The organism is Flagellimonas ulvae (genome assembly GCF_049333175.1).
GTDB lineage: Bacteria > Bacteroidota > Bacteroidia > Flavobacteriales > Flavobacteriaceae > Flagellimonas.
In genome coordinates, this window is sequence record NZ_CP186325.1 from 3,759,708 (window position 1) to 3,772,488 (window position 12,781).

Annotated in this window: 11 protein-coding genes; 9 read left to right on the forward strand and 2 right to left on the reverse strand. The window is 38.7% G+C overall.

Translation table 11 applies throughout. The annotated features are described in order from the left end of the window. Window positions 1-2: 2 nt before the first annotated feature. From metF to ACOKFD_RS17545, 6 genes are read left to right on the forward strand one after another with little or no spacing between them, the layout of a single operon-like run. Window positions 3-956, forward strand: coding sequence for a methylenetetrahydrofolate reductase [NAD(P)H] (metF, locus tag ACOKFD_RS17520; protein ID WP_422859089.1), 954 nt, complete (start codon window positions 3-5; stop codon window positions 954-956). Window positions 957-975: 19 nt separating this feature from the next. Next, window positions 976-2,079 (forward strand): acyloxyacyl hydrolase, encoded by a 1,104-nt coding sequence (locus ACOKFD_RS17525; protein ID WP_422859090.1) that lies wholly within the window; start codon window positions 976-978, stop codon window positions 2,077-2,079. A gap of 27 nt (window positions 2,080-2,106) precedes the next feature. Beyond that, window positions 2,107-2,907: a head GIN domain-containing protein gene (locus tag ACOKFD_RS17530; protein ID WP_422859091.1), complete on the forward strand. Its 801-nt coding sequence runs from the start codon at window positions 2,107-2,109 to the stop codon at window positions 2,905-2,907. A 5-nt stretch (window positions 2,908-2,912) separates the two neighbouring features. Beyond that, window positions 2,913-3,995, forward strand: a complete 1,083-nt coding sequence (locus ACOKFD_RS17535) for a serine hydrolase domain-containing protein (protein ID WP_422859092.1) — start codon at window positions 2,913-2,915, stop codon at window positions 3,993-3,995. Between the two features lie 50 nt (window positions 3,996-4,045). Beyond that, the gene (locus tag ACOKFD_RS17540) at window positions 4,046-4,765 is read left to right on the forward strand and encodes a response regulator transcription factor (RefSeq protein WP_422859093.1); all 720 of its coding nucleotides are present in this window, start codon (window positions 4,046-4,048) and stop codon (window positions 4,763-4,765) included. A 60-nt stretch (window positions 4,766-4,825) separates the two neighbouring features. Then, entirely contained in the window at window positions 4,826-7,159 is a 2,334-nt protein-coding gene (locus tag ACOKFD_RS17545; protein WP_422859094.1) for a TonB-dependent receptor domain-containing protein, read from the forward strand. 8 nt (window positions 7,160-7,167) lie between these two features. Here ACOKFD_RS17545 and ACOKFD_RS17550 read toward each other — a convergent pair whose 3' ends face one another. Both ACOKFD_RS17550 and gldA read right to left on the reverse strand, forming a co-directional pair. After that, window positions 7,168-8,607 carry a pyridoxal phosphate-dependent decarboxylase family protein gene (locus tag ACOKFD_RS17550; protein ID WP_422859095.1) on the reverse strand — a complete coding sequence of 480 codons (1,440 nt, stop codon included), beginning with the start codon at window positions 8,605-8,607 and terminating at the stop codon, window positions 7,168-7,170. Window positions 8,608-8,688: 81 nt separating this feature from the next. Beyond that, window positions 8,689-9,582: a gliding motility-associated ABC transporter ATP-binding subunit GldA gene (gldA, locus tag ACOKFD_RS17555; protein ID WP_422859096.1), complete on the reverse strand. Its 894-nt coding sequence runs from the start codon at window positions 9,580-9,582 to the stop codon at window positions 8,689-8,691. Between the two features lie 363 nt (window positions 9,583-9,945). On the opposite strand from gldA, the gene ACOKFD_RS17560 reads away from it, so the two are divergent. The 3 genes from ACOKFD_RS17560 to ACOKFD_RS17570 are packed head-to-tail and all read left to right on the forward strand — an operon-like array spanning window position 9,946 to window position 12,778. Then, a complete protein-coding gene (locus ACOKFD_RS17560) occupies window positions 9,946-10,776 on the forward strand; it encodes a prephenate dehydratase (protein ID WP_422859097.1) in 831 nt (276 codons plus the stop codon). Next, window positions 10,773-11,915 (forward strand): pyridoxal phosphate-dependent aminotransferase, encoded by a 1,143-nt coding sequence (locus tag ACOKFD_RS17565; RefSeq protein ID WP_422859098.1) that lies wholly within the window; start codon window positions 10,773-10,775, stop codon window positions 11,913-11,915. The genes ACOKFD_RS17560 and ACOKFD_RS17565 overlap by 4 nt, the downstream gene beginning before the upstream one ends. 2 nt (window positions 11,916-11,917) lie before the next feature. Then, window positions 11,918-12,778: a prephenate dehydrogenase gene (locus tag ACOKFD_RS17570; protein ID WP_422859099.1), complete on the forward strand. Its 861-nt coding sequence runs from the start codon at window positions 11,918-11,920 to the stop codon at window positions 12,776-12,778. Window positions 12,779-12,781 lie beyond the last annotated feature (3 nt).

Genomic DNA, 12,781 nt, shown 5'->3' on the forward strand with positions numbered 1-12,781 from the left:
TTATGAAGGTTACCGATCATATAAAAAATGCAAAAGGAGAAACGCTCTTTAGTTTTGAAATTATCCCTCCAGTAAAGGGAAGAAGTATAAAAGAGCTATATAATAATATCGACCCTTTGATGGAGTTCAAACCTCCTTTTATTGATGTAACCACTTCGAGGGAAGAGTATGTGTACATTGATAGGGATGGTCTTCTGGATAAAAAATTGACCCGTATGCGGCCGGGAACCTTAGGTATTTGTGCCTCAATCACCCATAAATATAATGTAGATACAGTTCCGCATGTTCTTTGTGGAGGATTCACCAAAGAGGAAACCGAATACCTTTTGGTGGATTGTCACTATCTGGGTATCGATAATGTTATGGCGCTTCGTGGAGATGCCATGAAAGAGGAAAAATATTTTGAACCTACCCAAGGAGGACACAGATTTGCATCTGATTTGGTGAAACAGGTGAAGGAACTTAATTGTGGAAATTATCTTCACGAAGTAATTGAAACAGATAACTGCCCAGATTTCTGCATTGGAGTAGCAGGATATCCTGAAAAGCATATGGAGGCCCCCTCACTCAAATCGGATATTAAACGCCTGAAGGAAAAAATTGCCTTGGGCGCCGATTATGTAGTGACCCAAATGTTCTTTGACAATCAAAAGTATTTTGAATTTGTGGATGCTGCACGCGAAGCAGGAATAGAAGTACCCATTATTCCTGGAATTAAGCCCATTGCCGTAAAACGGCATTTACAATTATTACCACAAGTATTCCGAGTAGATATTCCTGAAGATTTGATTGACGCCGTGGAGAATTGTAAGACCAATAAAGAAGTACGTGAAGTAGGAGTGGAGTGGTGTATTCAACAATCCAAAGAACTAAAGGAAGAAGGTGTTCCGGTATTGCACTATTATTCCATGGGAAAATCAGATAACATCAAGGCAATCGCCAAAGAGGTATTTTAATTTTCTACTTTTGCGCCTCATGAAGCGCCTACTTTTTTTAACCACATTGCTGTGCTCTATCTTGGGAACTTCCCAAGAAAATAAAACGCCCAGAAAATATGTGCTGGATGCCAATCAGTTCTATGGTTCCATATTGCTTCACAATCCGGATATTTCCCATCTTATTTCGGAACATCCTAGCGGATTTGTTTTAGGATATAGTAGGAAGCGATACGGCGAAAATGAATGGGAATCCGAATATGGATACCCAGATACCGGTTTTTCATTTGTTTATCAAAATATGAACAATCGCACTTTAGGAGAGCACTATGGATTGTTTGCCCATTATAATTTCTACTTTTTCAAAAGAAATCTACAGTTCCGCATAGGCCAGGGAATTTCTTATAATACCAATCCTTACGACAAAAACAGGAATTTTAGAAACAATGCCTACGGAAGTTATTTTTTGAGTTCCACCATGGCCATGTTCAATTATCATAAAGAAAATCTATTTGAAGGGTTTGGTGTGAAAGCTGGATTGACTCTTGTGCATTATTCCAATGGAAATTTTAGGGCCCCCAATACCTCTACCAATACTCTTGCTTTTAATGTGGGACTTACATATGATTTGGATGGAGGAAAAAATACAATCGCCTTTAAAAAACCGGAGGAGAAGAAAAAAATTACAGAACCTATACGATATAATCTGGTTTTAAGAGGAGGTTTGAATGAAAGTGACGTAATTGGCTTGGGGCAATATGGTTTTTGGATTTTTTCTGCCTACGCCGACAAGCGTTTGGGTAGGAAAAGTGCCATTCAATTTGGTGCAGATATCTTTTTTTCTAACTTTTTACAGGAGTTGATACGTTTTCAATCCACTTCATTCCCTGAATTGAATGTAGATGAAGATACTGATTTCAAACGTGCTGGTCTTTTTTTAGGGCATGAATTGTTCGTCAACAAAATGAGCGTAATTACACAATTGGGGTATTATGTGTATTATCCTTTTGAATTTGAAAGTCGGGTGTATAATCGAATTGGGTTAAAGCGCTATTTTGGGAAGAAAATGTTTGGGGCCATCACCTTAAAATCACATGGGGCCTCGGCAGAAGCCATTGAATTTGGAGTGGGGGTTAGGTTATAGATAATCAGATATTTGACTATAGAAGAGATGTTAGATTATAGAAGACTTTTACTTAATTGCAAAGTCATTTCGAGCGCAGTCGAGAAATCTATCTTATTTCTTTTTGTACTTTTTATTTCTTGCAATTCTGAAAATGCACCGGATTGTTTTCAGAACGCTGGTGATTTGGTCCGTGTTGAGGTGGAATTGCCTGATTTTACAACAATTACAGTTTTTGAAAAGCTCAATTTAGTCTTAAGACAAGGGGAGGAACAGCGTGTCGAGATTGAATCTGGCGAGCTTTTGATCAATGAAATTTCTGCAGAGGTTGAAAATGGCAGGCTGGTAGTCAGAAATGATAATGGATGTAATTTTGTTCGTGATTTTGGAATTTCAACCATTTACGTCACATCTCCAAACATTACTGAAATTCGTAGTAGTACGGGACTTTTAATTTCTAGCGATGGTGTATTAAGTTATCCTAGCCTCACCCTTCTAGCTGAAAGTTTTGTGAATACGGAATCAGAGACTACAGATGGTTCATTTGACCTTACATTGGATGTTGAACAGATTTCCGTTGTGGTAAACGGCATTGCTTTTTTTCAATTGAACGGTATAGCTGAAAACTTCAATGTAACGGTTGCAGCAGGCGATTCTCGTATTGAGGCAGAAGCATTAGTTGCCCAGAACGTAATCCTTAATCATAGGGGTTCCAATGATGTTTTCGTAAATCCACAAGAAAGTATTTCGGGCGTTATTCGGGGCACGGGCGATGTAATTAGTGTCAATAGGCCCACGACTATCGATATTGAAGAAATTTTTAACGGTCGGTTGATTTTTAGGGATTGATAATTATGAGTGGCTGGTTCAATTTTCTTAAACATCTTTTTTCGGAGAAGATTGGTAAACCAAAGGGAACAGGCACATCTCAATTGGATTTTGTAATTCAAAATCTGGTCAGGGCGAAGCAAATACCTGGGGTTGCCGTTTCCATTTGGAAAGGTGGTGAAAGAATCCTAGAAAAAGGATATGGTTTTGAAAGTTTGGAAACCAAAAAATCAATAGACCCTAGGCGTTCCGTTTTCAGAATTGCCAGTATTTCAAAATGTATTACAGGGTTGGCCTTGGGAAAAATGATGGAGGAGGGTTTGATGCATTGGGATGCCTCTTTTTATGAGTATGTTCCGGACTATCCTCAAAAAAAGTATGATTTTACTATCCGGCAATTGGCATCACATACAGCTGGGATTAGAGCATATAGAGGAAAAGAGTTTGCTTTAAATGAACCGTACAGTATTGAGCAAAGCATAGAGATTTTCAAAAACGACCCCTTGCTTTTTGAACCTGGAAAAGGGTATCTATACAATAGTTTTGATTTTGTACTCCTGTCATTGGCCATGCAAGAAGCGAGCGGAATTCCTTTTGAACAGTATGTAAGGGAAAAGATATTGTATCCTTTGGAGATGAACAATACTCTGGCGAGGGAAAAAGAAGAGCTGTCATTTCGAGCAGAGCGAGAAATCTCCATTTCGGAATTTTACACAAGAACTTCTACCGGATTCAGAAAAGCAGTTGATGTCAATAATTTCTACAAACTGGCGGGTGGTGGCTATCTTTCCACCAGTGATGATATTGCAAAATTAGGACAAGCCATTTTGAAAGGTAGTCTGCTTAGTGAAGGAACTTATAAAGAGCTTTTTACAGCACAAAAGGTCGATTCAGAATCCACATATTATGGCCTGGGATTCCAAGTAAGCCAAGATGTTGCAGGCAGGCACTATATTGGTCATGTAGGAAACAGTGTAGGGGCATATACCAATTTCTTTGTATATCCGGGTGAGAAAATGATAATCTCCATTTTAATCAATTGTACTAATCCAAAGATTCAAATGGATTTGGACAACGGCATTCAGAAATTGTTTATGAATTTTACTTAGGTATTTGGAGTAAACTGAGAATTTATGGAACTTTATAAAAACCCATAGTAATGAAGGTAATTAAATACTTACTTATAGGCACTTTTCTATTGGTTTCGGCATCTTCTTTGGGACAAGAAAAAGATGGTTCCCTAATGCTAAAAGTTGAGCAAACTAAAAAATACGAGGATCTGTCCTTGATTGAGTGGAAAAAGTTTAAGCGTTTTGAGACTAAGCTAAAACTAAGTAATTCCTCTTCTTCCAATTCGGATTATCAGCTACGTTCCTATGCCAGGGATTCCATTCAAATTTTAGGCGTGAAGCTAATGGCGATTAAGCTTTTGAACGAAAAAAAATTGCTAAACCGCGATATCAGTGAAAATAAGGCATATTACACTGCCCTTTTAAATGAACTTAAGGAAAGTCAAATCCCACCTTCCGAATATCTGTTCTTAGAGGAAAAAATGGCTTTTATCAATCAAGAGAGTTTGGAAAACGAACTTGCTAGGAGTTACTGGTTCAATTTAGGGCTTATTATTTTGTGTGGAATAGTGATAGTCTCTTTTTTCTGGTTTAGGGCAAAAAGAAAGCCTTTGGAACCCTCTGTACTGAGTAGACAGGAGACTACGGTGCGCAACCTTATTCTACAAGGTAAGACCAATAAAGAGATAGCAAACGAACTCTTTATAAGTCTAAGTACGGTCAAAACACATATCACCCATATTTACAATAAGTTGGATGTAGCCAATAGGCAGGAACTCTTTCAAAAAAGTACGGGTACTAGTACCTAAATCAGACCCATTTTTCTTCATCATAGCGATTAGTCCCTCTTAATTTGGTTTCAAAACCAGATGGTGAAACCTCTTTTCTTTTTTATTATTATAGGATTTTTTCAAATGACTTTGTATTCTCAGGTTGGATACACGATTCGAGGTCAAGTTACAGACGAAGTAGGTGTGCCTATACCTATTGCCGATGTCCTATTATATGATGTGAAACGGGATAATATTGTGCAATATGCAATCCTTTCTGAAGGTATTTTTGAAATGGTGGTAAAAAGTGATGAAGCCTATATTCTTGAGATTTCTGCACTTGGGTATAAAACCTATTCTGAAAATGTCCAAGTACATGGGGCTTTGGAACTTGCCATTCAACTGAAGGAAAATACAGAAAGCTTGGAAGAGGTAGAAGTGGTCGCTGCCAAAAACCCGATTGAGTATAAGGCAGGGAACCTAAAAGTGGATGTTCAAAATCCCTATTTCTCATCAATCCCAGACCCTATGGATTTGCTTTCGAGGTTACCAAATATTCAGATTTCGGCAGATAGAGAATCCATTTCTGTTTTGGGAAAGGGGAGTCCCTTGTTGTATTTGGGAAATCAACGAATTTCGATTGAAGAATTTAGCGCTTTGCCTATAGATGGTATTGAATCTTTGGAACTGATTAATAATCCCTCAGCCAAATATGAGGCTGAAGGCCGAGCGGTTATCGTTGTTCAATTAAAAAGAGGATTGGATACTGGTTTTCAGGGAAGCATTCAAGAAACCGCTTCCCAAAAGCGCAATTTCAACAATTATCTGGCATTCAATTCAAATTTCACTTCAAAAAACTTAACTATTCGCGGAAATTTGGGATATAATCAAATATTCCAATGGGAAAGTAACAGTTTTTTATTTGAAATACCCGAGCGAGAAGTTTTGGTAGATTATTTGGTGCTGATTCCAAGGAATGTTAGAGTACAACTGAATCCTAGTTTTGGGGTGTATCACGGTTGGAACGATACGGATTATGTAAGCCTAAATGCATCCGTACGATTGCAAACAGATGATGCCGATTTTATTGGAGACACCTTTATTGTTGATAGAATGGTTGAAAGTAGCATTCGTAGTGAATCAGAAAATGATAGTAGGAAGGATTATTATAGCGCTTCTTTCAATTTCAATAAAAAACTGACCAATTCATGGAACTTGTTTACGGGAATCCAATATTCAGGATTTCGACAGACATTGGCTTCTGAAATAAACAACAGTGAAAATGATGCTGATTTTGTTTTAGACCAGACAAGAGAACAGGAGTATAGTATTAATTCCTTTGCGTCTAGAGCTGATTTGGAAACAAGGGTGTCAAAAGACCTAAAATTAGAATTGGGCGTGAATATTAGCCTGGCCAGAGCCGATGCGTTTACAGCAATTCAGGAAGTTCCGCAAAATGAAACCACGCAGATTGACTTTTCCTATGAAGAGAGTCTGTTTGCAGGCTACAGTTCAATTTCAGGTAAACTAAATAAAAAAACCAACTTTGAAGTAGGCGCGCGCCTTGAACATAACGAGGTTGACGGAGAAGTGCTTACCGAAGAGGCTCCTGTAATCTCAAGAAGTATTACCAGCTTATTTCCCAAAGCCAATGTTTCAATACCCTTGGATAGTACCAAAACTCTTAGTATAAACTATGCCAGAAACATAGACCGACCTGATTTTTCTAGGGCAAGTTCCATAACGGCATTTGTGAATCCTTTCTTGGAAGCTTCGGGAAATGTGAACCTAAGACCAACGTTTACCAATGAGATATCCGCCAACTATCAAAAAGGAAATACTTCGTTTTTTGCTGCCTATTATCAAAGTACAAACCCCACCAATTTTACAATTTCATATGATGAGACAGTGGACCGGGCTGTGTTGTCTTTGGTAAATCTTGAAAAAGAAATCGGTTTTTATGCAGGAGTTACCTTTCCCTATACCAAAGGTATATATACCTCAAATAACACATTGACCCTATACTATAACCAATTGAAAGATAGCACAGCAACAATTATTCAGGCAAGGCCCTACTTTTATGGATATACCAATCACCAATTTAAAATAGCAAAGGATACTACCCTAGTTTTCGGAGGCTTTGTTTTGAGCAAACGCCAAGAGGGCATATTTAGTCGTAATGCGTTGTTCGCTCTGGAAGCTTCTGTGTCAAAAACCTTCTTTAAGAATTGGGATTGTACCTTGCGATTCAACGATATTACTCGAGGAACAAACTTTCAAGAAAGCTATGCACTGGATGGGGTCATTGCTGACGGTACATACTTTACCGATTTGAGAGAGGTTGCATTATCATTAAAGTATCGATTTGGAAGGAAGGATAAAGTGAACTTTAAAAACCGTGATGTTGACTCGAACATCGATAGAATCAAATAGAAATGGCGTTAAAATGTGCTTTCAAACTCTTTGGCAAAACGTTCGCAAAGCTGGATGGTTTCCTTTATATCTTTTAATGTGGTTCTAGGGTTGATAAGGCACATTCGTAAAACAACTTGTTTGTTCAATAAGGTAGTGACCAAAAGAGCGTGCCTAGATTCCACTACTTTTTCAGAAATGTATTGATTGATTTTATCCAGTTCTTCAGCATTGTACTGTTTTTCTATTGGGTGATACCTAAAGTTGATTATAGCTAAAGTGGCGGGATGAACAACCTCCCATTTTGCACTTCCCCGCAATAGCTCTTCAGTCTGGTCCGCAAGCCTAATGTTATAATCCACAGCTTTTCTAAAAGCATCCAAACCAAAGGTTTTGATGCTCATATAAAATTTTAAGGCTCGAAATCTTCGAGTCAATTGAATCCCAAGATCGTAGAAATTGATTTCGGAGGTGTTTCCCTCAATATCTCTTAAATACTCGGGTTTTTCTGTGAATGTATGACTCAAATGTCTATGGTTCCTTATCAAAAGGCAACCCATTTCATAGGGTTGGAACAACCACTTATGAGGGTCAATGGTCAATGAGTCCGCTTTTTCAATGCCTTTTAGCGCCTTTTTCCCCTTTGAGGAAAGAATGGCTGCTGCGCCATAAGCTCCATCAATGTGGAACCATAAATCTTCTTTTTTACAGATTTTTGCCAAGGCAGGCAAAGGATCCACCGTGCCCGTATTGGTGGTTCCCGCTGAAGCCAAGACGCAAAAAGGATGGTAACCTTGAAGTCGGTCTTTGGCAATACAGTTCTTCAATTTGTTAAGCGAGAAATTGAATTCAATGTCCGTTGGAATAATCCGCACTTGTTCCTCGCTAAAACCCAATACACGAATTGCTTTTATATTGCTTGAGTGAGCTTGGTCTGATAAATAAATGACCGCTTTGGAAAAGTCCTTCCCACATTTGATGTTTCGAGCTGTGGCCAATGCCGTAAGATTGGCCATTGACCCTCCACTGGTAAATATGCCACCACCATTTTTGGGAGGGAATTCAAATATCTTTAGAAGCCATTGAATAGTTATGATTTCCAATTCAGCTGCAGCTGGAGATGCTACCCATCCACCTGAAAAAACATTAAAGCCAGTTGCCAGTGCATCTGCCATAACGCTTACATAATTACTAGGTCCTGGGACAAAAGAATACGATTTTGGGTGTGTCAACAAAGTAGAATTAGACATTACGTTTTGCAACACGAAGTCTAAAACGGCCTTGGGGTCAGAACCCATTTCTGGGGCTTCCTCTAAAAAAATCGAATCCATCTGTTCTCTAGAACCTACGGATACCGGTAATTTGTCATTTAACGTATGATAATGCTCAAGAATGGCATCTACTGTGGCATAACCCAATTCCCTCATTTTTTCCTTGGAGAGCTCAAGTTTAGCTTCTTTGTTCTGCATAATTTGCTTTAGGCACGTTAATCCGCAAAGATAAAGCGGGAGTAGATTTTAAGTTGCTGATTTATGTCAGGTCAGCTATTATTAAGAGGTCAGTTCAGTAAACAAGCCTTCAAGATTTTTGTTCTTTCTGCTCAATTGAAGGGTTTTCAATTGATTGTCGTGAGCAAAATCAAAGACAGCAGGACGCATATCTTTTGAAGTGTCAAAACTTATTTCATAAACAAACCCGCCAGTATTCTTAACTTTAGAAACATGCGGTAGTTGGTTGAGAAGTACTTCTTCAACCCTATAATCAAATTCTACCTCAATGATTTGTTCTTCCGCTGCTCTAAGTTCCTCAAGGGGTTTATCGGCTACAAGTTCACCCTTGTTGATTATGATGACTCGGTCACATACAGCCTCAACCTCTTTCATAATGTGTGTGGACAAAAGAATGGTCTTTTCCTTTCCAATTTCCCGTATCAATTTCCGAATTTCAATAAGCTGATTGGGATCTAGCCCAGTTGTAGGTTCATCCAAAATAAGAACTTCGGGGTCGTGCAGCAATGCAGTGGCCAACCCTACACGTTGTCTATATCCCTTTGATAATTGCCCTATTTTTTTATTTGCTTCCGGTGTTAATCCAGTTAGTTCTATGACCTCAATGATTCGAGATTTAGATACTTTGTATACACTGGCATTATATTCCAAGTATTCCTTGACATACATTTCCAAATACAAGGGATTATGTTCTGGCAAATATCCAATGCTTTTTTGCACATCCCTTGCTGAGGTCAATACATTATGTCCGTTCACCAACGCTTCGCCTTCATCAGCTTTATAATAGGTGGTCAATATGCGCATCATGGTGGACTTTCCAGCACCATTTGGTCCCAAAAAACCAACAATTTCTCCTTTGTTGACAGAAAAGGATATTTGATTTAGTGCTTTTTGGTTGCCAAAAGATTTTGTGATATTGGTAACTGTAATGGACATATCTATTTTAACTATCCTCAAAAGTAACACTTAGATTTCTGATAAGTGCAAAGGCAAATTGATAAATCTAACCTCGAATATGAACGTAGGATTTTCAGGAATTCCTAAAATAGTCACCCATTGATAAAAAAATTCACAAAGAAAAAATAGAATTTGAGAGGGAACTGAAAAAATTTGGGACAACCCTTTGTTTTTTAAAAGGAAAGAATAATATTAGCTTCATAATTAGAACAATGACTAACACGTATTTCTGGAACGGTTTTTATTTCTACTTCTTTTTTGAAAGAAGAGAGGGACTGTTGTAGAATACGATACGTATAAAAAGCACATAAAGTCCCGACCTAATCGGGGCTTTTTTATTGCATGAAACTTAAGGTAGCCATACAAGGAATACAAGGAAGTAACCATCATCAAGTGGCCCATGATTTTTTTGGTGACGATATTGATTTGGTAGAGTGTTTGTCCTTTGACGCCATGATAGACCATCTGTTGACTGGCAATGCGGATAAAGGGGTAATGGCCATTGAAAACTCCATTGCAGGCTCCATTATTCCAAATTACAATCTGGTTTACCACAACAACATCCATATTATAGGAGAATATTACTTAAGTATACACCACAACCTTATGGTATTAAAGGGAGGGGATATAAAGGATGTAAAAGAGGTGCATTCCCATCCCATGGCCTTGTTGCAATGCAAGGAGTTTTTTAAGAAATATCCACATATAAAATTGGTTGAAGACGTGGATACGGCGGAAACGGCAAAGCGAATTCAGGAGCAGAAACTGAACCATATTGCGGCTATTGCTCCAAAAGTGGCCGCAAAATTATACGATTTGGATGTGATAGCTTCAGATATTCAGACCATAAAAAACAATGCAACACGCTTTATTGTTCTCAAAAAGATAAACAAGGTTTTGCCAAAGGATGAAATCAACAAAGCGTCCCTACGATTTATTACTGACCATAAGAGAGGAAGTTTGGCCACCGTGCTGAACGTAATGAGTGATTGTAATATGAATTTGACCAAAATCCAATCCCTACCTGTTATCGAGACTCCTTGGAAGTACGCTTTTTTTGTGGATGTCACCTTTGAAGAGTACGCCCACTTTGCGAAGGCCAAATCACTTTTGGAGATTATGTCAGAAGATTTTAGAGTATTGGGTGAATATAAAAACGCATTGCTGTCATGATTGTTGCGGATAGACTCCATACGGTGAAGGAATATTACTTTTCTAAAAAGTTGCGGGAAGTGAGGCAGTTGGTTGCCGAAGGAAGACCTATTATCAATATGGGGATTGGTAGTCCAGATTTACCTCCACCTCCTGAAGCGGTTGAAGAACTCAAAAATGTCTTGCTACAACCTAGTGCGCACCAATACCAAAGCTATCAAGGGCTTCCGGAGCTTAGGGAAGCGATGACTTCATTCTACACAGAGCGATTTGGGGTGAAATTGGATGCGCAAACGGAGATTTTGCCTCTGATTGGCTCCAAGGAAGGTATCATGCACATTAGTTTAGCTTTTTTAAACGTTGGAGATGCCGTTCTTATTCCCAACCCTGGCTATCCAACCTATACTTCGGTCACAAAATTGGTAGGTGCGGAACCCATCATGTACAATTTGACTGAGCAAAACAGTTGGCTTCCCAATCTTTCAGAACTTGAACAGATGGATTTGTCAAAAGTAAAATTGATGTGGCTCAGTTATCCCAATATGCCCACAGGTGCTACTATCACAAAGAAAGCTATGGAAGATTTGGTTGCATTTGCCAAAGCCCATGATATTTTGTTGGTCAATGACAACCCATATAGCTTTGTGCTGAACGATAATCCAACCAGTATACTTCAGGTAACAAGTTCCAAAGAGGTGGCTCTCGAACTAAACTCTTTGAGCAAAACCTTTAATATGGCAGGTTGGCGCGTGGGGATGGTTATGGGCAGTGCCAAGCATGTCCAGGCCGTTCTTAAAGTAAAGAGCAACATGGATTCTGGAATGTTCTACGGTATTCAAAAAGGAGCTGTTACTGCTTTAAACAGTGGCAAAGCCTGGTTCGACCAGTTGGATGAAATCTATGCAAAAAGAAGAAATCTCATGTTTCAGTTGGTTGACAAGTTGGGGTGCACCTATGACCGGAATGCTGCGGGAATGTTTGTTTGGGCAAAATTACCTGTCGGTTCAAAGCCTTCGGAAGAATTTATAGATGAAGTTTTATACGATAAGGATATTTTCATTGCCCCTGGTACCATTTTTGGGTCTAATGGAGAAGGATACATTCGATTTTCGCTCTGTGTTGAAAAGCAAAAAATTGAAGAAGCACTAAAAAGATTTTGAGGATGAAGGTAGCTATAGTAGGTGTTGGTTTAATTGGGGGCTCTTTTGCAAAAGATATTCAAAAGCTTTGGCCAGAAGTAGATATTCACGGAATTGATTCCAATGAAATGCATCTTCAAGAAGCATTGGATTTGGGAATAATCCATGAAAAATCGGATTATGACGGGCTGTCTCAAATGGACATGGTTTTGGTCACTATACCCGTTAATGCCTTGGTTGAAGAATTGCCAAAAATCTTGGATGCTTCAGGAGAGGAGACCGTGGTGATAGATGCAGGTTCTACAAAAAGCTTGATTTGTGAAACGGTTGAAGACCATCCGAAAAGAAGAAATTTCTTGGCATGCCATCCTATAGCCGGAACTGAATTCTCTGGACCATCCGCAGCTATAAATGGTCTTTACAAAGACAAAACCAATATCATCTGCGAAGTTGAGAAAACAGCATTCAAACTTCAGGAAAAAGCGTTGGAATTGTTTCAGGGTATGGGTATGCGTATTCGGTATATGAACCCTGTGGCCCACGACAAACACATTGCCTACGTATCGCATTTGTCCCATATTAGTTCATTTATGTTGGGGAAAACGGTAATCGAGAAGGAAAAAAATGAGCGAGACATATTTGATATGGCTGGTAGTGGTTTTGAAAGCACCGTACGTTTGGCGAAAAGCTCGCCCGATATGTGGACGCCAATTTTTGAGCAAAACAAAGACAATGTCATTGAGACCTTAGAGGAATACATTCAAAATCTGGAACAATTCAAGCAATTGCTTTTGGATGGTGATTTTGAGAATGTTTACAACGAAATGAACAATACAAATAGAATAAAACAAATACTAAAAGGAATACCACTTACAAAACTATAAGTT

Bases quoted from the DNA above. Each gene is read 5' to 3' on its own strand.
- metF (WP_422859089.1), top strand. From the start codon at position 3: ATGAAGGTTACCGATCATATAAAAAATGCAAAAGGAGAAACGCTCTTT.
- ACOKFD_RS17550 (WP_422859095.1), bottom strand. From the start codon at position 8,607: ATGCAGAACAAAGAAGCTAAACTTGAGCTCTCCAAGGAAAAAATGAGG.
- ACOKFD_RS17530 (WP_422859091.1), top strand. From the start codon at position 2,107: ATGTTAGATTATAGAAGACTTTTACTTAATTGCAAAGTCATTTCGAGC.
- ACOKFD_RS17525 (WP_422859090.1), top strand. From the start codon at position 976: ATGAAGCGCCTACTTTTTTTAACCACATTGCTGTGCTCTATCTTGGGA.
- ACOKFD_RS17540 (WP_422859093.1), top strand. From the start codon at position 4,046: ATGAAGGTAATTAAATACTTACTTATAGGCACTTTTCTATTGGTTTCG.
- ACOKFD_RS17565 (WP_422859098.1), top strand. From the start codon at position 10,773: ATGATTGTTGCGGATAGACTCCATACGGTGAAGGAATATTACTTTTCT.
- ACOKFD_RS17560 (WP_422859097.1), top strand. From the start codon at position 9,946: ATGAAACTTAAGGTAGCCATACAAGGAATACAAGGAAGTAACCATCAT.
- ACOKFD_RS17535 (WP_422859092.1), top strand. From the start codon at position 2,913: ATGAGTGGCTGGTTCAATTTTCTTAAACATCTTTTTTCGGAGAAGATT.
- ACOKFD_RS17545 (WP_422859094.1), top strand. From the start codon at position 4,826: ATGGTGAAACCTCTTTTCTTTTTTATTATTATAGGATTTTTTCAAATG.
- ACOKFD_RS17570 (WP_422859099.1), top strand. From the start codon at position 11,918: ATGAAGGTAGCTATAGTAGGTGTTGGTTTAATTGGGGGCTCTTTTGCA.
- gldA (WP_422859096.1), bottom strand. From the start codon at position 9,582: ATGTCCATTACAGTTACCAATATCACAAAATCTTTTGGCAACCAAAAA.